Source organism: Ruegeria marisflavi (genome assembly GCF_025673445.1).
Taxonomy (GTDB): domain Bacteria; phylum Pseudomonadota; class Alphaproteobacteria; order Rhodobacterales; family Rhodobacteraceae; genus Ruegeria_B; species Ruegeria_B marisflavi.
This window is the reverse complement of record NZ_JAOVQN010000006.1, coordinates 102,243-122,409: the sequence shown is the minus strand read 5'-3', so window position 1 is coordinate 122,409 and position 20,167 is coordinate 102,243. Positions and strand designations below refer to the sequence as shown.

19 protein-coding genes are annotated in these 20,167 nt (G+C 64.9%); 5 read left to right on the top strand and 14 right to left on the bottom strand.

Going from position 1 to position 20,167, the window contains the following annotated elements; translation table 11 throughout:
* Window positions 1-67 precede the first annotated feature (67 nt).
* Window positions 68-1,231 carry an alpha-hydroxy acid oxidase gene (locus tag OEZ49_RS08050; protein WP_263387827.1) on the bottom strand — a complete coding sequence of 388 codons (1,164 nt, stop codon included), beginning with the start codon at window positions 1,229-1,231 and terminating at the stop codon, window positions 68-70.
* A 108-nt stretch (window positions 1,232-1,339) separates the two neighbouring features.
* On the opposite strand from OEZ49_RS08050, the gene OEZ49_RS08045 reads away from it, so the two are divergent.
* Window positions 1,340-1,783 (top strand): MaoC family dehydratase, encoded by a 444-nt coding sequence (locus OEZ49_RS08045; protein ID WP_263387826.1) that lies wholly within the window; start codon window positions 1,340-1,342, stop codon window positions 1,781-1,783.
* Window positions 1,784-1,786: 3 nt separating this feature from the next.
* Here OEZ49_RS08045 and trpA read toward each other — a convergent pair whose 3' ends face one another.
* On the bottom strand, window positions 1,787-2,578 hold the full coding sequence (gene trpA, locus OEZ49_RS08040) for a tryptophan synthase subunit alpha (protein ID WP_263387825.1): 792 nt from the start codon (window positions 2,576-2,578) through the stop codon (window positions 1,787-1,789).
* 78 nt (window positions 2,579-2,656) lie between these two features.
* Entirely contained in the window at window positions 2,657-3,145 is a 489-nt protein-coding gene (locus OEZ49_RS08035; RefSeq protein WP_263387824.1) for an acyloxyacyl hydrolase, read from the bottom strand.
* A gap of 188 nt (window positions 3,146-3,333) precedes the next feature.
* On the opposite strand from OEZ49_RS08035, the gene ychF reads away from it, so the two are divergent.
* The 3 genes from ychF (at window position 3,334) to OEZ49_RS08020 (ending at window position 6,840) form a co-directional block, all read left to right on the top strand.
* On the top strand, window positions 3,334-4,431 hold the full coding sequence (gene ychF / locus OEZ49_RS08030; RefSeq protein WP_164128989.1) for a redox-regulated ATPase YchF: 1,098 nt from the start codon (window positions 3,334-3,336) through the stop codon (window positions 4,429-4,431).
* Window positions 4,432-4,515: 84 nt separating this feature from the next.
* Window positions 4,516-5,682: an amidohydrolase family protein gene (locus OEZ49_RS08025; protein WP_263387823.1), complete on the top strand. Its 1,167-nt coding sequence runs from the start codon at window positions 4,516-4,518 to the stop codon at window positions 5,680-5,682.
* Window positions 5,683-5,727: 45 nt separating this feature from the next.
* Window positions 5,728-6,840: a CaiB/BaiF CoA transferase family protein gene (locus OEZ49_RS08020; RefSeq protein ID WP_263387822.1), complete on the top strand. Its 1,113-nt coding sequence runs from the start codon at window positions 5,728-5,730 to the stop codon at window positions 6,838-6,840.
* On the opposite strand, the gene OEZ49_RS08015 is transcribed toward OEZ49_RS08020, so the two are convergent.
* From OEZ49_RS08015 to OEZ49_RS07965, 11 genes are all read right to left on the bottom strand, one after another.
* The gene (locus tag OEZ49_RS08015; RefSeq protein WP_263387821.1) at window positions 6,835-7,272 is read right to left on the bottom strand and encodes a MarR family winged helix-turn-helix transcriptional regulator; all 438 of its coding nucleotides are present in this window, start codon (window positions 7,270-7,272) and stop codon (window positions 6,835-6,837) included. The two genes, OEZ49_RS08020 and OEZ49_RS08015, sit on opposite strands and share 6 nt — an antisense overlap.
* 62 nt (window positions 7,273-7,334) lie before the next feature.
* Entirely contained in the window at window positions 7,335-8,036 is a 702-nt protein-coding gene (locus OEZ49_RS08010; RefSeq protein WP_164128986.1) for an ABC transporter ATP-binding protein, read from the bottom strand.
* A complete protein-coding gene (locus tag OEZ49_RS08005; protein ID WP_263387820.1) occupies window positions 8,029-8,802 on the bottom strand; it encodes an ABC transporter ATP-binding protein in 774 nt (257 codons plus the stop codon). Before OEZ49_RS08005 ends, OEZ49_RS08010 begins: the two co-directional genes overlap by 8 nt.
* Complete coding sequence (locus tag OEZ49_RS08000; protein ID WP_263387819.1) at window positions 8,799-10,643, bottom strand: ABC transporter permease; 1,845 nt, start codon at window positions 10,641-10,643, stop codon at window positions 8,799-8,801. Before OEZ49_RS08000 ends, OEZ49_RS08005 begins: the two co-directional genes overlap by 4 nt.
* A gap of 66 nt (window positions 10,644-10,709) precedes the next feature.
* Window positions 10,710-11,924, bottom strand: coding sequence for an ABC transporter substrate-binding protein (locus OEZ49_RS07995; protein ID WP_263387818.1), 1,215 nt, complete (start codon window positions 11,922-11,924; stop codon window positions 10,710-10,712).
* An 87-nt stretch (window positions 11,925-12,011) separates the two neighbouring features.
* Window positions 12,012-12,593: an amino acid synthesis family protein gene (locus tag OEZ49_RS07990; RefSeq protein ID WP_263387817.1), complete on the bottom strand. Its 582-nt coding sequence runs from the start codon at window positions 12,591-12,593 to the stop codon at window positions 12,012-12,014.
* Complete coding sequence (locus OEZ49_RS07985) at window positions 12,590-13,171, bottom strand: amino acid synthesis family protein (RefSeq protein ID WP_164128981.1); 582 nt, start codon at window positions 13,169-13,171, stop codon at window positions 12,590-12,592. The genes OEZ49_RS07990 and OEZ49_RS07985 overlap by 4 nt, the downstream gene beginning before the upstream one ends.
* Complete coding sequence (locus OEZ49_RS07980; protein ID WP_263387816.1) at window positions 13,164-14,039, bottom strand: UPF0280 family protein; 876 nt, start codon at window positions 14,037-14,039, stop codon at window positions 13,164-13,166. Before OEZ49_RS07980 ends, OEZ49_RS07985 begins: the two co-directional genes overlap by 8 nt.
* Entirely contained in the window at window positions 14,036-15,529 is a 1,494-nt protein-coding gene (locus tag OEZ49_RS07975) for a 6-hydroxynicotinate reductase (RefSeq protein WP_263387815.1), read from the bottom strand. Before OEZ49_RS07975 ends, OEZ49_RS07980 begins: the two co-directional genes overlap by 4 nt.
* Entirely contained in the window at window positions 15,522-18,266 is a 2,745-nt protein-coding gene (locus tag OEZ49_RS07970; RefSeq protein ID WP_263387814.1) for a molybdopterin-dependent oxidoreductase, read from the bottom strand. The genes OEZ49_RS07975 and OEZ49_RS07970 overlap by 8 nt, the downstream gene beginning before the upstream one ends.
* Window positions 18,266-19,093 carry an FAD binding domain-containing protein gene (locus tag OEZ49_RS07965; protein WP_263387813.1) on the bottom strand — a complete coding sequence of 276 codons (828 nt, stop codon included), beginning with the start codon at window positions 19,091-19,093 and terminating at the stop codon, window positions 18,266-18,268. The genes OEZ49_RS07970 and OEZ49_RS07965 overlap by 1 nt, the downstream gene beginning before the upstream one ends.
* Window positions 19,094-19,271: 178 nt before the next feature.
* On the opposite strand from OEZ49_RS07965, the gene OEZ49_RS07960 reads away from it, so the two are divergent.
* A complete protein-coding gene (locus OEZ49_RS07960) occupies window positions 19,272-20,153 on the top strand; it encodes a LysR family transcriptional regulator (RefSeq protein WP_263387812.1) in 882 nt (293 codons plus the stop codon).
* The last annotated feature ends 14 nt before the right edge of the window (window positions 20,154-20,167 follow it).

Below are 20,167 nucleotides of genomic sequence, written 5' to 3'. Positions count from 1 at the left end.
GCGCTCTTACAGCGGATCCCGTCGAAAGGAAAGGGGGGATTTGCCCAAATTCCTCCTGATTGCCGGATCAGGCCCAGCGGCCGCCGAAATCTTCGGGCACCAGCAGGTTGTGACGGCCGAGATTGGCCACGTTCTTTTCGCCGCACAGCGCCATGGTGGTGTCCAGCTCCTTGTGGATCACCTCTAGCGCGGTGGATACACCCTTTTGCCCCATGGCGCCCAGACCATAGACAAAGGCGCGCCCGATCATGGTGCCCTTGGCCCCCAGTGCCAGCGCCTTGAGCACGTCCTGACCCGAGCGGATGCCGCTGTCCAGATGCACCTCGATATCGCCGCCCACTGCGTCCATGATTTCGGGCAGGACCCGGATCGAACTCAGCGCGCCATCAAGCTGCCGGCCACCGTGGTTTGACACCACGATAGCATCGGCGCCCAACTTGACTGCCATCTTGGCGTCCTCGGCATCCAGGATGCCTTTCAGAATTACCTTGCCGTCCCATTGCTCCATCAGCTTGGCGACCTTGCCCCAGTCGAGCGTCGGGTCGAACTGTTCAGCCGTCCAGGCACCCAGGTTGGCGGTGTCGGACACACCCTGCACATGGCCCACGATATTGCCGAAGTTGCGCCGCTTGGCGCCCAGCATCTCGATCCCCCAGGCCCATTTCGTCATCAGGTTGGCGATGGTTCTGGGTGTCAGTTTCGGCGGGGCGGACAGGCCGTTCTTCAGGTCCTTGTGGCGCTGGCCCAGGATTTGCAGGTCAAGCGTTATCACCAATGCCGAGCATTTCGCGGCCTTGGCCCGCTGAATCAGACGGCTGGTATAGTCGGTGTCGCGCATGGTGTAGAGCTGGAACCAGAATGGGCGGCCCGTGGCCTCGGCGACCTCCTCGATCGAGTTGATCGACATGGTCGAGAGCGTAAAGGGCACACCAAATTCATTGGCGGCGTGGGCGGCTTTGATCTCACCATCCGCATGCTGCATGCCCGTCAGCCCCACGGGCGCCAGCGCCACCGGCATCGCCACGTCCTGTCCTACCATCTGGCTGGCGGTCGAGCGGCCCGACATGTCCACCGCCACCCGCTGGCGCAGGCGGATCAGGTCGAAGTCAGAAGAGTTCTCGCGAAAGGTCTGCTCGGTCCAGCTGCCGCTCTCGGCATAGTCGTAGAACATGCGCGGCACGCGGCGTTCGTATATCCGCTTGAGGTCTTCGATATTGGTAATGACGGCCATGTGCAGTTCCTCGAAATTGGTTAGTTTTGTTTACCAATCATTTCATCGCTTGGCAATCCGCCCCGACCGCGACACTGTGCCCCTGACGATCAAGCTTGGGCAAGTGGCATGACAAAGTATTGGGAGGATTTTCCCGTTGGCTTCCGCTACGAATCGGAGCCTTGGGAGATGACCGGCGAAGAGATCATGGATTTCGCGCGCAAATGGGACCCACAGCCGTTCCATATCGACCCCGAGGCGGCCAAAGACGGACCCTTCGGTGGCATCATCGCCAGCGGCTGGCACACGCTCGTCACCGCGTTCGAGCGCTGGTATGCCTCTGGCCTCTGGGCAGAGGCCTCGATGGGTTCGCCGGGTATGACCGATGTAAAGTGGGTGGTGCCCGTGCGCCCGGGCGACATGCTGCGCGTCGTGGCGACGGTTACCGAAAGCATGGCGTCGCGATCGCGACCCGACCGGGGCCGGATCACGGTGCTCAGCGAGATCTACAATCAGGATGGCCAGAAGGTCGCCGAATACTCGGGCTTCAACATCCTACGGCGTCGGCCCTGACGGTCAGGCGCTGTGCGCGCCGTCCGCCAGGGTTTTGACAAAGGCCAGCACCTCGGCCACCGGCTTGCCCGCGCCGATTTGGGCCACGATGGCCGAACCGACAACGGCGCCGTCGGCAACGCTGGCGATGGCGCGTGATTTCTCGGGCGTGTTGATGCCGAACCCCACGATCACCGGCAGATCGGTCGCAGCCTTGATCCTGGCTACTTCGGGGCCGACATCGGTCGCCTGCGCCTCGGCCGACCCGGTGATCCCGGTGATCGACACGTAATAGACAAAGCCCGAGGTGTTTTGCAGCACGCGCGGCAGGCGCTTGTCGTCGGTCGTCGGCGTCGCCAGACGGATAAAGTTCAGCCCGGCCGCCTGTGCGGGCAGACACAACTCGGCGTCTTCCTCGGGCGGCAGGTCCACCACGATCAGCCCGTCGATCCCGGCGGCCTTGGCATCTGCCAGGAACCGGTCGACGCCGCGGCTGTAGATCGGGTTGTAATAGCCCATCATCACGATGGGAGTGATGTCATCGGTCTTGCGGAACTCGGTCGCCAGATCCAGCGTCCGCTGCAAGGTCATGCCACCATCCAGCGCCCGCTGACCCGCCAGCTGGATGGTCGGGCCGTCCGCCATCGGGTCGGTAAAGGGCAGGCCCAGTTCGATGATATCCACACCCGCGCCGGGCAGGCCCTTGACCAGCTCCAGCGAGGTATCGAAATCCGGATCCCCTGCCATCACATAAGAGACAAAGGCCTTTTTGCCTTGGGCTTTCAACTCGGCGAATTTGGCATCGATACGGGTCATCGGGCGTCCTTGCGTTCTGCTATCGGCCCGATGTGCAGAAAACCGCTCGGAAAATCAATCCCACACCCGCGAGACGGATCAGAAAGAGCGGTGAAACCGCAGCAGGACCGTGTTGACGCCGGGGTTGAACTCGGACACCGAGGCGTTCGACTTGTGCGTGATCGCCAGCGACACGGCATCACCATTGTTGAATCGATAGCCCACGCCCAGAAGGCTGCGGACCTCGAACTGGCTGCCCAGTGTGTTGCTGTCTTCGCCTTCAAAGTAGACGCCGGGTAGAACGCTCGCCTCGATGAACCAGTTGCGATCAAACGCATATTCTCCCGAAACACCCCCACCCAGATGAAAATCGCCGTTGCTGTGAAGTGTGGCCGCTGCCGCCAAACGGGCACTGAATCGGCCGCGTTCCCAGAACGGCTTGTGCTGGTACTCCAGTGACAGGACGGCCTGATCCTCTGACCGTTCATATTGGAAATCTGCGTACCCCGTTCCAAGGATCAGGGATTGCGCATGGAGCGGAGCGGCACAGCAGGTTGCCAGCAGAGCGATGTGTGCGAAAAATTTCATGGCGGCCTTCGATCGGGAATGTTGCTTCCGCCCTCAAATGGTGTACCGACCTGTAAACCCGCAAGGCATCCAGGTTTCACGATTGCTCGACGTTTCGTGAGCGCGCCGCCGTGTGGTTTGGCCACATGGCTTGCGCATTTGCCCGCTCCCGCCTAGAAGGCCCCGTCGGATGGCATCAGGAGACGGTCATGGGTTTCAAAATGGGTATCGTGGGTCTGCCGAACGTGGGCAAATCGACCCTGTTCAACGCATTGACCCGCACCGCAGCGGCGCAGGCGGCAAACTTCCCCTTTTGCACCATCGAGCCCAATGTGGGCGAGGTGGGCGTGCCCGATGCCCGGCTGGACAAGCTGGCCGCGATTGCCAAGTCGAAACAGATCATCCCGACCCGCATGACATTTGTGGACATCGCCGGTCTGGTCAAAGGCGCCTCCAAGGGCGAGGGGCTGGGCAACCAGTTCCTGGCCAACATCCGCGAGGTCGACGCCATCGCCCATGTGCTGCGCTGTTTCGAGGATGGCGATGTGACCCATGTCGAGGGCCGCGTCGACCCGGTGGCCGATGCCGAGACCATCGAGACCGAATTGATGCTCGCCGATCTGGAAAGTATCGAGAAGCGTCGCGCCAATCTGGTGCGCAAGCTCAAGGGCAATGACAAGGACGCGCAACAGCAGGACCGGCTGCTGGCCATGGCGCAAACCGCGCTGGAAGAGGGCAAGCCCGCCCGCGTGGTCGAAGTCAGCGACGAAGACGCAAAGGCGTGGAAGATGCTGCAACTGTTGACCACCAAGCCGGTGCTCTATGTCTGCAACGTGGGCGAGGCCGAGGCGGCCGAGGGCAACGCCCATTCAGCCCGCGTCGCCGAAATGGCTGCCGCTCAGGGCAACAGCCACGTGATCATCTCGGCCCAGATCGAGGAAGAAATCAGCCAGCTCGAAGATGACGAAGCCGCCATGTTCCTCGAAGAGATGGGGTTGGAAGAGGCCGGACTCGACCGGCTGATCAAGGCGGGCTATGCGCTGTTGCACCTGGAAACCTATTTCACCGTCGGCCCGAAAGAGGCGCGCGCCTGGACCATCCGTCAGGGCACCGCTGCGCCGCAGGCCGCGGGGGTGATCCATGGTGATTTCGAAAAGGGCTTCATTCGCGCCGAAACCATCGCCTATGACGACTATATCGCTTGTAACGGCGAGCAGGGCGCCAAAGAGGCTGGCAAGATGCGGTCCGAAGGCAAAAGCTACATCGTCAAGGATGGCGACGTACTGCACTTCCTGTTCAACACCTGATCCTTGAGGCCGCCCAACCGGCGCTTGACCGAATCCGCGACTATGTTAGCGTGCTAACGAGTTTCTCGTTTCGCGGAGGGCGCCATGTCGGGCAAGCTTGTGATTACCAATATTGGCCTGTTGCTGTCGGGCAAGATGGAAGAGCCGATCTATGACGGCGATTGCGTCATCGCCATCGACGGGCGGATCTCGGATTGGGGATACGAGGCCGATCTGGACACCGAAGGCGCCGACACGCTGATCGACGCCAATGGCGTCGCCCTGGCGCCGGGCCTGATCGACAGCCATGTCCACCCGGTGGTGGGCGACTATACCCCGCGCCAGCAGCAGCTCCACTGGATCGACAGCACCCTGCATGGCGGCGTGACCACGCTGATTTCTGCGGGCGAGGTGCATATGCCGGGCCGTCCCAAGGATATCGTCGGCCTCAAGGCGATGGCGATCGCGGCACAGCGCTGGTACGAGAATTTCCGCCCCTCGGGTGTCAAGGTGATGGCCGGCGCCCCGGTGATCGAGCACGGTATGGTCGAGCAGGATTTCAAGGAACTGGCTGATGCCGGGGTGAAGCTGCTGGGCGAGGTCGGTCTGGGCACCGTCAAGGACGGCAAGACCGCTCGTCAGATGGTCGATTGGGCGCGCAAATACGGCATCCAGTCCACCATTCATACCGGTGGCCCCTCGATCCCGGGATCGGGCCTGATAGACGCCGACATGGTGTTGGAAACCGGTACTGACGTGATCGGCCATATCAACGGCGGCCATTCGGCGTTGCCGGACGATCAGATCATGTGCCTGTGCGAAAGCTGCACCGCCGGGCTTGAGATCGTGCATAACGGCAACGAGCGCGCGGCGCTTTTGACGCTGAACACCGCGCGCGAGTTGAAGCAGATGGACCGGATCATTCTGGGCACCGATGGGCCTGCGGGCTCGGGCGTGCAGCCGCTGGGCATCCTGCGGATGGTGGCGATACTGTCGGCGCTGGGCAATGTCCCGGCCGAGATCGCGTTCTGCTTTGCCAACGGCAACACCGCCCGTCAGCGCGAGCTGGATACCGGCCTGCTGGAACGGGGCTATGCCGCCGATTTCGTGCTGATGGATCAGGCGCAGCATGCGCCGGGCAAGACCATTCTTGAATCGGTGCAGTTGGGTAACCTGCCCGGCGTCGGCATGACTGTGATCGACGGGGTGGTGCGCAGTGAACGCAGCCGCAATACCCCGCCCGCAACCCGCTTGCCCCGGATCGTCAGCTAGGGCAGAACCTGCCCTGACGTCACCGGCAGGGAAAGGGCAGGAAATATGAGCGCACCGTTGCAAGGGCTGAAAGTGGTCGAACTGGCCCGTATTCTGGCGGGGCCGTGGATTGGCCAGACCCTGGCCGATTTGGGCGCCGAAGTGCTCAAGATCGAAAGCCCCGAGGGTGACGACACCCGCAAATGGGGCCCCCCTTTCATCGAGCGCGAGGGCGACCGCTCGGCCGCCTATTTCCATGGCGCCAACCGGGGCAAGACCTCGATCGCGCTGGATTTCGGGGATGCGGGGGACCGCGACAAACTGCTCGACCTGATCCGCGAGGCGGATGTACTGATCGAGAATTTCAAGGTCGGCGGGCTTAAGAAATTCGGCCTCGACTATGACAGCGTCAAAGAGGTCAATCCGCGCCTTGTCTACTGCTCGGTCACCGGGTTCGGACAGGATGGCCCCTATGCTCATCGGGCGGGCTATGACTTTCTGATCCAGGGCATGAGCGGCATCATGGACCTGACCGGCGATCCGGCGGGCGAGCCGCAAAAGATCGGCGTTGCCTTTGCCGATATCTTTACCGGGCTTTACGGCGTCATCGGCATTCAGGCGGCATTGGCCGAACGCGAGCGCTCGGGCCTTGGCCAGCATGTGGATCTCAGCCTGCTCGACTGCATGACCGGGGTGCTGGCCAACCAGGCGATGAACTTTCTCGCTTCGGGGCAATGCCCGACGCGGCTGGGCAATGCCCATCCCAATATCGTGCCCTATCAGGTGTTTCCGGTGGCCGATGGCCATATCATCATCGCCTGCGGCAATGACCGGCAGTATGGCACGCTCTGCACCATCCTCGGGGTGGCCGAACTGATCAATGACCCACGCTTTGCCACCAATCCCGACCGGGTCGCACATCGAACAGAGATGACCGAGCAGCTCACCGCAGCCTGCCTGAAATGGACCAAAGCCGACCTTCTGGAAGCACTGGAAAAGGGCGGCGTACCGGGTGGGCCGATCAATTCGGTGGCCGAGGCGCTGGCCGACCCGCAGATCGCCCATCGCGGCATGCGGATCGACCCCGAGGGCGTGCCGGGGCTGCGCACACCGATCCGGTTTTCGCGTTCCGAACTTGTGTTGGATCGGGCCTCGCCGAAGAAGCCCGCCCGGTCATGAGATCTTCTGCAAGAGCCGGATCAGGTTGCGCTGCTCGGCCGGGCTGAGCGGCGCCAGCGTCTCTTCGGTAATCCGCGCGCCCACCTCTTTCATGCGCGCGACCAGCGCTTCGCCTTCAGGCGACAGCGAAATCAGCGTCCGGCGCTTGTCGTCGGGGTCGGGCTCTGTCAGCGTAAACCCCTTTTGCCGCAGCCGGTCGACCACGCCCTTGATGGTGGCGACATCCATCGCCGCCAGCCGTCCCAGCCGGTTTTGAGAACATTTGCCATGCTCTGACAGGCGGACCAGCGCGGCGAACTGGGTGGCGGTCAACCCTTCGACGGCATGAGTCTGAAAGATCGCCGCGTGGCGCTGGCTGGCCAGACGCAGGATGTAGCCCACCTGATCGTCAAGCAGGTAGGGTCCGCTGTCATGGTCTGCCTTGTCGTCCATCTGTTCTTCTCTCCGGTCAGTACCGCGCCCGCAAAGGTGCGCGTCTCTCGCCCAATGGCCAGTCACACGGCAAGGTATTTGGTTGAAATCTCTGGATTCGCATCCAGGTCCGAAAACTTCCCCTCGTACCGCATCGTCCCCTTTTCGATGATATAGGCCCGGTCCGACACCTCGCGCGCAAAATGCAGGTTCTGTTCCGAGATCAGCACCGACAGCCCCTCGCGTTTGAGCTCTGAAATCACGTTGGCCATCTGCTCGACGATTACCGGGGCGATGCCTTCGCTGGGTTCATCCAGCAGCACCAGCGAGGGGTTGCCCATCAGCGTCCGCGCGATGGTCAGCATCTGTTGTTCCCCGCCCGACAGTTGCTTGCCCAGGTTGCGCCGCCGTTCCGCGAGGTTCGGGAACAGTTGGAACAGATGTTCGGTGGTCCATTGCGGGGCGCCCTCGCGGGCGGGGCGGCGGCCCACTTCCAGGTTTTCCTCTACCGTCAGTTCCCCAAAGATGCGCCTGTCTTCGGGTACGTATCCGATGCCCGCACGGCAGATGGTGTGGGACGCTCGTCCTCTGATCTCTTGCCCGTCGTGGCGAATGCTGCCGCCGGTCTGGCGCACCAGACCCATCACCGATTTCATCGTGGTGGACTTGCCCGCACCGTTGCGACCCAAGAGCGCCACCACCTCGTTGTCGCCCAGTGTCAGCGACACGCCGTTCAGGATCTGCGCGCGCCCGTAGCGGGCGGTCAGGCCGTCGATCTCAAGCATTGCCGCGCTCCTTCTCGAACAGGCGACCACCGCCCAGATAGACCTCTTGCACCAGCGGGTTAGAGCGGATTTCGGCACCCGTGCCTTCGGCGATCAACCGGCCGCGATTGAGCACCAGAATGCGGTGGGCATGGGCGAACACCACGTCCATGTCATGTTCGGTAAAGACCACCGAGACCTTGCCGCGTGCCACAATATCCGCCGTCAGCCCCATTAGCGCCACGCGCTCGGACGGGGCCATTCCGGCGGTGGGTTCGTCCATCAACAAGAGCGCCGGCTCATGCGCCAGCGCAATCGCCAGTTCCAGCCGCTTCAAGTCGCCATAGGCCAGTTCCGAACAGGGCCGGTCCGCCTGTTCGCGCATCGACACCAGATCGAGCAGCGCCATCGCCTCGTCCAGATACATCCGCGTCGCCCGCGAAAACAGGTCATAGACCTGGCGGTGATGCGAGATCAGCGCCATCTGCACATTCTCCCGCACCGTCATCGACAAAAAGGTCGCGGTGATCTGAAAGGTGCGCCCGACCCCCAGCCGCCAGATCCGGCGCGGCGGGGTGCCGATCAACTCGCGCCCGTTCAGTTTGACCGAACCCGCGCTGGGCGGCAGATAGCCGTTGAGCATGTTGAAACAGGTGGTCTTGCCCGCGCCATTGGGGCCGATCAGGGCGAGGAACTCTCCCTGTCGCAACTCAAAGCTGACATCGTCGACCGCCTGCACCCCACCAAAGGCCTTGGATAGGCCGCGTACCTCAAGAACCGGGGTCATGCCGCATCCCTCCGCACCAGCTGGATCAGCCGCCGGACCCCGCCCGCGATCCCGTCAGGCGCCAGCAGGACCACGGTCAGGATGATGCCGCCAAAGATGAAGCGCCAATAGTCGAGCCGGCTGACCCAATCCTCGATCAGCACCATCGCCATGGCGCCATAGACCGGCCCCGCCAGCGCATGGATGCCGCCCAGAAGGACCATGATCAGCCCGTCGATACTGTGCCCGATGCTGAGCGCGTCGGGAAAGACCGAGCCCTTGGAGAACACGAACACGACGCCCGCCAGCCCCGCCAGCGTTCCGGCCAGCGTAAAGCCCATCCATTGATGAAACCTTGTGTCGATGCCAATGGCCTCGGCCCGGATACGGCTGTCGCGCACCCCGCGCAGGGTATAGCCAAAGGGCGAATGCGCCACGCGCCTCAGCAGCCAGATCCCGCCCAGGCACAAGACCAGCGCCAGATAGAAATAGACCCGGTCGGACGAGGCCCATTCGGCGGGCCAGACGCCCAGAATGCCGTCGTCACCGCCGGTGACATCCTGCCACTGAAAGGTGACGCCCCACAGGATCTGTGCCGCAGCCATGGTCAGCATGGCGAGGTAGACGCCGGACAGGCGTACGCAGAACCAGCCAAAGAAGAGCGCCGCCAGCGCCGCCGCCACCGGCCCCAGCGCCATGGCGGGCAACATGCCCCAGCCCAGCATCTTGACCGCCATCGCGGCGGCATAGGCGCCGACGCCGAAATAGGCCGCATGCCCGAAACTGACCATGCCGCCGATGCCCATCATGAAATGCAGGGACACCGCAAAGAGGGTCGCCACCATGACATCGACCAGCAGGATGGTGGTGAAATCCGACACAACCGCCGGGCTGAAAGCGAGCATCGCCACCAGCGCCAGCAGCACCATGGTCGATCTCTGGTCGAGCAGGCGCAGCGGCTGTTCCGGCTCTTCCGCGCCGCCATGCTCGCTGCCGGGGCGGCCGAACAGCCCATAGGGCCGCACGATAAGCACCGCCGCCATCACGACAAAGGGCAGCACGATGGAGACCTGCGGAAAGATCAGGATGGCAAAGGCATTGAGGACCGAGATCAGCACAGCGGCGACAAAGGCGCCCGTGACGCTGCCCATGCCGCCGATCACCACCACCACAAAGGCCTCGCCGATGATCGACAGGTCCATTTGCAGCGACACCGCCTCGCGCGGGATTTGCAATGCGCCACCCAGCCCGGCCAGGGCCGAGCCCAGCACGAAGGCGGCCGAGAACAGCCAGGCCTGATTGACGCCCAAGGCGCCCACCATCTCGCGGTCTTGCGTGGCCGCGCGCACCAGCACGCCCCAGCGGGTGCGGTGGAATACCAGCCAGATCGCCGCCAGCACGGCGGGGCCGATGGCGATCAGGGCAAGGTCGTATTCGGGGATCGGTTCACCCATCAGGCGCACCGCGCGGTCGAGGCCGGGCGCGCGTGGACCCAACAGGTCCTCGGCCCCCCAGATCGCCAGCGTCGCGTCTTGTACAATCAGCACGACGCCAAACGTGGCGACCAGCTGGAACAGTTCCGGCGCCCGGTAGATGCGGCGCAGGATCGTCATCTCGACCACCAGCCCGATGCCGCCTACCAGCACCGCCGCCGCCAGCACGCTGAACCAGTAGCCCGGTATGCCGCCCTGAAGCGTGGTGACCAGCGTATAGGCCAGATAGGCCCCCAGCATGTAGAACGAGCCATGGGCGAAATTCACGATCCGGGTCACGCCGAAGATGATCGACAGGCCCGACGCGATCAGGAACAGCGAGGACGCGTTCGCCAGTCCCGTCAGCAATTGTGCGAGATAAAAGCCCATCAGGCCGGTCTTCCTCTGGTCAGGTCAGGGTCCCGAGGGGCGCGTGGCCCCTCGGGTTTCAGGGCGTTATTCCGCCGGGCGCAGCTTGGCTGCCTCTTCCTCCGACGGCAGATAGGTCGCGCCATCAGCATAGGTCCAATCCACCATCTTGGGCTGGCCATCGACCAGCGCGGTCTTGCCCACATAGGCGCCCATGGTCGATTGGTGGTCGGCGGCGCGGAACATGAACGGGCCGGTCGGGCTGCTGGTCACTTCCAGACCTTCCATCGCGGCGAGCAGGGCGTCGGTGTCGGTCGAGCCTGCCTTGGTGATCGCCGCCGCAATCGACAGGACCGAGTTATAGCCCACGATCGAGCCGGTCTTGGGCGCCTCGTCGAACTTGGCCATATAGGCCTCGGCGAATGCCTTGTGCTCCGGCGTGTCGATGTCGGTCGAGGGGTAGCCGGTGACGATCCAGCCATTAGGCGTCTCGCCCTGAAGCGGCTCCAGGTATTCCGGCTCGCCGGTCAAGAGCGATACCACAGGGCGGTCGTCGAACAGGTAACGCAACGAGCCTTCGCGCACGAACTTGGCCAGGTCGCCGCCGAAGGTCACGTTGTAGATCGCATCGGGCTTGGCCGCCTCAAGCGCACGCACGGTGGGGCCGGCGTCGATCTTGAAGACAGGCGGCCACTGTTCCTCTACAAATTCCACATCGGGGCGCAGGCGCGTCAATTCCGCCTTGAAGGCCGCGACCGCGTCCTGACCATAGGCATAGTTGGGCGCCACGGTGGCCCATTTCACCGCTTCCAGCTTGGCCGCCTGTTCGGCCAGCATCGCGGCCTGCATATGGGTCGAGGGCCGCAGGCGATAGGTGTACTTGTTGCCCTTGGACCAGACGATGGCATCGGACAGCGGTTCCGAGGCCAGGAACAGCACCTGTTTCTGCTTGGCGAAATCCGACACCGCCAGCCCGATATTGGACAGGAAAGTGCCAAAGATCATCACCGCGCCTTCCTTGGCGATCAGTTCTTCGGCGATGCGGATGGCGGTGGCCGGGTCGCCGGTGTCGTCGCGGCTGACCACGACCAGCTCCTTGCCCAGCACGCCGCCACCGGCGTTGATCTGTTCAATGGCCAGTTCCCAGCCCTTCTTGTAGGGCTCGGTAAAGGCGGGCAGGCGGGTATAGCTGTTCACCTCGCCCAGCACGATGGTTTCGGCGGCGCGGGCCAGTTGTGGCGACAGTGCCGCCAGCGGCAATGCGGCCAGAGCGCCCAGAACGGTACGTCTGATCAGTGTCATTTCAGTCCTCCTGTTGATCTGATAAGTGCGGCCGGTTGCTCCGACTTCTGCAAGTTTGATCGATGAAAGTAAATTGGTTTCAGTATGTTAGCGCAACCCATCCTTGCCTTCGGCCTCGGCATGGGTCAGACCGCCGACGCGTGGCAGGGGTCGGCCGCTGTCGGTCACGGCCACCGCGACCATGATTTCATTGGCGCGCGGCGCATCGTTCAGACGCACTTCGATCCCGTCGAAATGGCTGCGGACATAGGCCGCGTCCTTGTGGCCCAGCGGCACATCCAGCACCTGTCCAGGGCTGCCCATCTTCTTGGACGAGGGCACCAGCGCCGCGCCTTTTTCCACCGCCTTGCGCAGGGGCGCGCCCAGCTTTGGGTGCAGGATGGCGGCGGCGTGTTCCAGCTCGCCATTCTCGCCGACCATGGCGGATTTTCCATAGCTTTCAGCCTGTTCCGGGCGGATCCCCAGCGCCTGAACGCAGCGTTCGCCCAACAGCGCGCCAAGCTCGGCGCCGGTGTCCATCAGCTCTGTCAGGTCATCGACATAGCGCCCGGCAAACGGGTTCTCGATCACCGCTACGGCCACCGCCTTGCGGGTGGGCGGGTCGATCTGGCGGCCCGCTTCGATCCGGGTTTCTTCAATGATTACAGCGATCTTGCGGATCTTGGTCATCTCAGTCCGTCCTCTCCCTTGATCTGCCAGGCCTCGAGCCCGCCCGAGCGTGAATGCACCCGTGGGCCGGTGGTCATGACCAGCATCAGCGCCATCTCGTCGGCGCGCGGCGCGTCGTTGCAGCCGACCTCCATACTGTCGAAATGACTGCGCACATAGGCCGCGTTGATATGGGTGATCGGGACGTCGAGCCGTGCCCCTAAGCCACTGACTTTCTTGGCAGAAGGGACGATCGCGTTGGCCTTGCCCAGCAGCTGCCGCATGGCGTAGCCACCCGGTGCGTGCCAGAGCGCGCCGTGTTCCAGCTCACCCGCCTCGCCGATCAGGGCGCCCTTGCCATAGCCCTGGATGTTGTCGGGGCCGCCCAGCATGTCCAGGAGTTGCTGCGCCATGCTCAGGCCCAGCGGTTTCAGGTCTTCCATAAAGGGTTGGATATCAACAACATAACGCCCGGCGAACGGGTTCTTGATGATCGTCATGACCGAAGCCCGGCGCAGCGGCGTTTCCGCCACCGGCCCGCCTTCGTGATAGATTTCCTCCAGCGCAGACACGGTCTTGCGCACAATGACGTCAGGCATGTTCAAGGGTCTCCCGGTGAATTGGGGCTATCGGTTGCCGCGCGCCCGCCGTGGCGGTGTATCCGCGCAGGTACAGGTGGGCGGCATGGATTCTGTCCGTTTTGTACAGGGATTCGGCCAGCGATTGACCGTTTTGTACAGCGGTTTCCGCCTCACTTTCGGTGAGCGGACCGCAGTTCGTGACCACCAGCCTGTCGCCCAGATCGCTGTCGTCCTTCACCGTGTTGGCAGGTGCGCGGTGGATCGCCGGGTGGCCGGGCAGGTCGGTCGCATTGGCGATGAGCGTTGCCGACGCGTCGGCGGCGGCGGCGCTGCGGGCGAGTACCGTGACGCTCTCGGCAATGCCGAGGCTGAGGCTGCGTCCGCCCAGACCCGAGGTGGCGATGCCGCCGACCCCGTCGGTGGCACCGACCGAGATGCGGCCAAGGTCGCGCCCGTCGGGCGTGGCCATGGCGAGGGTGAATCGGGCGTCGCCTGACAGGTGCAGCGCGATGTCGCCGCCGTTGTTCACATAGGCACGGGTCAGCGGCGTGGAGGAGAGCATTGCGGCCAGCACCTCGTCGGCGACAGCCCCGGCAACGGCGGCCATTCGGGTGAGGCGCAAAGCCAACAGCGGGCGGCAGGCGGCGTCCATGCGCAGCGCAACCGGACCAAGGGGCAGGGGCGCGTCAGGTACAAGTTCGGTTTTCAGGAGCGGCAGTTCACTGACCAGTTCCTCCAGCACCGTTGCAAATCGCGCGGTCGCGGCGGCAAACGCCGCCTCGCGCGCGCGCGGTCCGCCCTCGGCCCCGACGATCAGGTCAATGGGCCCGTGCTGCAAATGCAGCCGTTTGCCATCGGGCAAGAGGGCGGCTGCGGCTCCGGTCATCCGGCATCTCCCCGAGACCAGCGGTAGTTCTCGCGCGCGTTGGGGTCGGGCTGTTTCTCGCGCCTGGCCAGCTTGCGGTCGCGTTCCGAGACCACTTGCGCCACCGGTTTGATCTCGCTGACATGCCCGCCGAGCGTGCCGTAATCGCTGACCCGCATGGTAAACTCGATGGGCGCCACCAGCGCGGGCGTGGGCACATAGCCGAAAGAGTTCGAGGGCATCTCGGTCACGTCCACCATCACGGTGATGCCGCCGCCGGGCCAGACATAGGCCGCCGCCCCGCCGCAGGAGACATGGGTGAGAGAGGATTTCACCGATTTGGTGAGGCGCACCGGGTTCTCTGTCACGCCTGCGCGCAAGGAGCCGCCCGCGCCGCCCATGAACAGAACCGAACAGACCGAGGGTTCGCAGTTTTCCGCGATCAACTCGGCTGAGGCGCGTAGTTTTTCGGGGATCGGAACCGGCTGCGGCACCAGATCGGCGTCCAGCTCGTAATAGGCGAATTGCTCGCCCGTGGTGGAGACCATCATCAGCCGCAGGCCGGGCCAGGCCACGTCTGGCTTGAACTTGTCGAGAATGACCAGCGGGTCCTCGACATCGGTGCCGCCCCAGCCGGTGCCTGGATCGGCCACCTGGAAATAGCGGCCCGGGGTGGAGCGGCGGCCCTTGATGCGGATGCCGGTGGGCGGCACGTCGAGCATCTTGCCCGCCTGATGCTCGCTGAGCACGCCGGTGATGTGGTCGTCGACCACCACCACGTCATCGGCATGGCCCAGCCATTGCTTGGCGAACATGCCGATGGCGGCGGACCCGCAGCCGACGCGCATCAGCTTTTCCTCGACCCCGTTGATGATGGGGGCGCGGCCTGCCTGCACGATCAGCGTGGTTTCATGGCCCGGCTCGCCGATCACCATCTCGACCGCTTCGCAATTGCACAGGCGCAGGAGCGCGTCACAGGTGACGCGGCCCTCTTTCTTGGAGCCGCCGGTCAGGTGCTCGACGCCGCCCAGCGACAGCATCTTGGAGCCGTATTCGCTGGTCATCACATGACCGATGGGTTCGCCATCGACCCGCACCACGTCGCGTTCGTGGCCGATATGGCGGTCGGTGTCGATCTTCACCTTGACGCCGCAATAGGAGAAGATGCCTTCGGTCACCACGGTGACCATGTCGACTCCCTCGACCTCTTGACTGACGATGAAGGGGGCGGGTTTGTAATCGGGATAGGTGGTGCCAGCGCCAACGGCGGTGACAAAGGCGCGGTTCTGCTGGACGATGTTGCCGTCCCAGTCATCGCCTGTCTGCGCATCCTTGAGGAAAGGCACGACGCGGGTGCTGCCGCTTTCGATCACGGTGAGCGCATCCAGGCGGACCAGCTCGCCGCCATGGTTGGCATAGCGGTCGCAGGCGCCGGATTTGCCATCGGCGATATAGCAGAGCACCGGGCAGGCGTCGCAGCGGATCTTTTCGGGGCGGATACGGTCAGTCATGTCCGGCTTCCTTCAGCGCGGTGCGCAGGCGGGCGGGGGTGACGGGGGTCTGGCGGATCGAAACGCCGGTGGCGTGGCGGATCGCGTTCAGCAGCGCGGGAGCGGTGGGGATCAGGGCGTGTTCGCCCAAGCCCTTGGCACCATAGGGGCCGTGTTCGTCGGGGTCCTCGATGATCAGGGTTTCGATCGGAGGCACGTCGCCGATGGTGGGGATCAGGTAGTCGTGCAGGTTGTCGGTGCGACCGGGGATATATTCCTCCATCAGCGCCATGCCGAGACCCTGGGCGATGCCGCCCTCAACCTGGCCCTCGACCAGGGCGGGGTTGACGGCGTGGCCCACGTCATGGGCGGCGGTGAAGCGGAGCGGGCGGAGGGTGCCCAGCCTTGTGTCGACCTCGACCACCGCCAGATGGGCGGCATAGCCGAACTGGGCGTAAGGCACGCCCTGGCCGTTTTTGTCGAGCGGTTTGGTGGGCGGGTCATAGGTTTCGGAGGCGCCAAGGACATAGCCGTCGGCGTCGACGGGCAGGTCGGAAAGGTCGATCACATGGGCGCGGTCCGCTTCGGTGACATGGATCCGGCCCTGTTCAAGCGTCAAGGTCGCCTCTGGCCCGGCATTGACGCGGGTTAGGATCGCGGCGCGCAGGGCGGCGCCTGCCAGCCTTGCCGCATTGCCGGTCACAAAGGTCTGGCGCGAGGCCGAGGTCTTGCCGGCATCCGGGGTCAGGTCGGTATCGGGGCCGATCAGCTCGATCCGGTGGGTCGGGATACCAAGCGCGGTGGCGAAAAGCTGGGTGATGACGGTATTGGCGCCCTGGCCGATATCCATCGCGCCCTGATGCAGCACGAGTGTGCCATTGGCGCGGATGCCGCATTTGATGGTCGAAGGGTTGGGCAGCGAGGTATTGCCGCAGCCATACCAGCCCGCGGCGATGCCGACGCCGTGTTTCAGGACCGTGTTTTCGGCGTTGAATGCCTCGGCCGCGGCGCGTTCGCGGGCCCAGTCGGGTTTCAGCGCCTGCAAACAAGCGCGGATGCCGACGCCCTGGGTGAACACCTGGCCGCAGACAGTGGGCTGGCCGGTATTCAGCGCGTTTTTCAGGCGGAACTCCAGAGGGTCCAGCCCCAGTTTCCCGGCCAGTTCGTCGAAGAGGGTTTCCTGGGCTATGGCGGCCTGTGGCACGCCAAAGCCGCGGAAAGCGCCGGACGGAGGGCAATGGGTGTGGATACCCTGCGCCTCGGCCCGGTAATCGCGGATGAAATAGGGGCCGGAGCCATGCACCGGCACCCGGTTGGCCACGGTCGGGCCCCAGCTGGCATAGGCGCCGGTGTTGAACCGGCCTTGCAGGCTGAACCCCTTGAGCCGCCCGTCGGCCGTGGCGCCGATGCGCAGGTGCAGCTCGGAGGGGTGGCGCTTGGTGCTCATCTGCATAGACTGCACCCGGCTATAGGCCAGCCGCACCGGCTGACCCGTTCTCAGCGTCGCTATCGCCAGATAGGGCTGCACCGACATGTCGAGTTTCGAGCCGAAACCGCCGCCGACGCCGGTGGGGATGATGCGGATGCGATCAGGGCCGCAGCCCAGCACCATCTGGAGCCCGTCGCGGTCCAGCACCGGGGCCTGGGTGCAGGCGTGGACCACGACCTTGTCGCCGTCCAGATAGGCATAGCCCGCCTCGGGCTCGATATAGGCATGTTCGACAAAGGGGGTGGCATAGCGCCCCTCGACCACCACGTCCGAGGCAGCAAGCGCCGCCTCGGCATCGCCGCAGGCGACAAATCCGGTGACCATGACATTGCCCGCGCGGTCCGGGTCCAGCAGGGGTGCGCCGGGGGCGGTGGCGTCCGCGACGTTTTCCACCGCGTCGAGGCGGGTCCATGTCACTGGAAAGAGGGTGAGGTCGAGCGTTGCGGCCACATCGGGCGGGGCGACGATGGCGGCGACGGGTTCGCCGCGAAACCGGGTTTCGGTTTCGGCAAACACCGGCTGATCCTCGAACCCCGGCATCACGCCGAACCGGTTGCGGCCCGGAACGTCGGCGGCGGTCAGCACCGCCACCACGCCGGGATTGGCGCTGTGCCAGCTCTCGATATCGCCCAGCGTGAAGCCCGCGCGGGGGTAGGGCGCGCCCACCAGCAGGATCTCCAGCGTGCCCATGGGGGCGACATCGTCGCCATAGGCCTCGGTTCCCGCCACCTTGCCCGCGCCGTCGAGCCGGGGGATGGCGGCGCCGGAATGCCCGTCGTCCGCAGGGGCGACGGGCAGAGATGCGCCCGCCTGCATCACCGCCTGGATGATCTTGCGATAGCCGGTGCAACGGCACAGCACGCCGCCAAGTGCATCCTGAACCTGTGTCTCGGTCGGGGCGGGCGTTTCCCGCAACAGCGCGGTGGCCGCCACCATCATGCCGGGCGTGCAGATGCCGCACTGCGCCGCGCCATGGGCGAGGAAACTGTCGCTGAGCTTCTGCGCCACCGGGTCGGAGGCCAGCCCCTTGAGCGTATCCACCCGGCGGCCCGCCACCTGATGCGCGGGCGTCAGGCAGGCGCAGACCGGGGCGCCGTCGACCAGCACGGTACAGGCGCCGCAGTCGCCCGCGTCGCAGCCCACCTTGACCTCGCGCGCGCCGCAACGCTCGCGCAGCATCCGCGACAGGCGTTCGCCCGGTTGCGGGGTGGCGCGCGCGGGCGCGCCGTTCAGGGTGAAATCCGTTGTTGTGGACAAGGGACGGTCCATCACTGTCCTCCTGCGGCGCGGATGGCGCGGGTGATCTGTTCGGCCACCGCGTCCAGCCGGTATCCGGCGCTGCCGCGCACGTCGTCGATGGGCGAGAGCGGGGTGAGATGCGCGGGGGTGACGCGGATGTCTCCGAGGCACTGGCCGATCAGGTCGGCCTCCAGCTCGGTCAGGCGTTGTGCGACGGGTGAACAGGAGCCGACCGCGACGCGCGCATGGTCGATCCGGCCGCTGGCGTCGCGCCCGATGACAACCGCGACCATGGCGATGGAGATCACCAGATAGCGGCGGCTGCCGAGCTTGTCGAAGGCACCCGCCGCATGGGCGGGCGGATCGGGCAGCAGGATGGCGGTGACCATCTCGGCCGGTTGCAGCGCGGTGCGGCGGACGCCGGTCAGGAACTCGGACAGCGGCAGCAGCCGACGGCGGTCGAGCGAGGCCAGTTCCACCTGCGCATCGAGTGTCAAGAGCGGTGGCACGCCATCGGCGGCGGGCGAAGCGTTGCAGAGATTGCCCGCGATGGTGCCCGCGTTCTGGATCTGGATGCTACCCACCTCGCGCGCGGCGGCTTGCAGCCCGGCGAACGCAGCGGGCAGGTCGGTGCGGGCGATCCGGGTCCAGGTGGTGGCGGCGCCGATGCGCCAGCCACCGGTGCCGTGGGTGATGCCGGTCAGGCCCGCGATGCGGGTTATATCGAGCAGGTCGCGTTTCAGCGGCGCCGCGCCGCGCGTGGGATAAACATCTGTGCCCCCCGCCACGATGGTCACGTTGCCGGTGGTCAGGTGGGCCAGGGCATCGTCCAGTGTCTCGGGCGCGTGATAGTGCATCCTTGGATCGGTCCCGTCCTGTGGTTGCCAATCTTGTTAGTATGCAAACGGTATGCCCGGGGTTCGATTCGTGTCAATCCCCAGTTCCATTCCCTGTGTTGGCCGCATGCGGAAGGAGGGTTTCACCCGCGCGGGGCTGCGCTATTGTTGGGCAAACCTGCAACCGGAGCCTGGGCCCTTGATCGAACTGCGCGACCTGCAACTGCTCAGCGCCCTGGCGCGGCACCGGCATTTTGCCAAGGCGGCCGAGGATTGCGGTATCTCGCAACCGGCCTTTTCCATGCGCATCCGCAACCTGGAGGAGCGGCTGGGTGTCACCATCGTGCGCCGGGCCAACCGGTTTCAGGGGCTGACCGAAGAGGGCGAGATGATCGTGCGCCGCGCCCGCCGCATCCTTGGCGATGCACGGGCGCTGGAACAGGAGGTGGTGGCGATCCGGGGCGAGATATCGGGTGCGCTGGTGCTGGGGGTGATCCCGACCGCGCTGGCCTTTACCGGGCGGCTGGTGCGGCGGCTGCATCAGGCGCATCCGCGCATCGTGGCGCGGATCGATTCGATGTCCTCGACCGCGATCCAGCAGGGGCTGGATGACGGCACGATCGACGCGGGCATCACCTATGGCGACAGTATCGGCACCGATCTGCGGCATGTGCAGCCGCTGTATGAGGAAACCTATGTGCTGCTGGTGCCGGATCACATGACCGATGCGACCGGGCCGATCCCCTGGGCGCGGGTGGCCGAGTTTCCGCTGTGCCTGCTGGAGCCGCAGATGCAGAACCGGCGCATCCTGGACCGGATCTTTGCCGAGCAGGGGCTGCATCCGCGCGTGGTGGCCGAGACCAGCGGCTTTACCGCCGCCATGGTGATGGCGCGCGAGGGGCTGGCGGCGGCAGTGGTGCCGCGCGTTCTGGTGCGGGCGCTGGGCGCGCTGGAGGGGTGCCGGGTGCTGCCGCTGGTCGATCCGGTGGTGTCGAAACCGATCTGCATGGCGACCTTGCAGCGCGACCCGGAACTGCCGGTGTTGGCGGCGCTGAGGGACGTGGTGACCTCTTTGCGGTGATAAGGTGTCGTTAT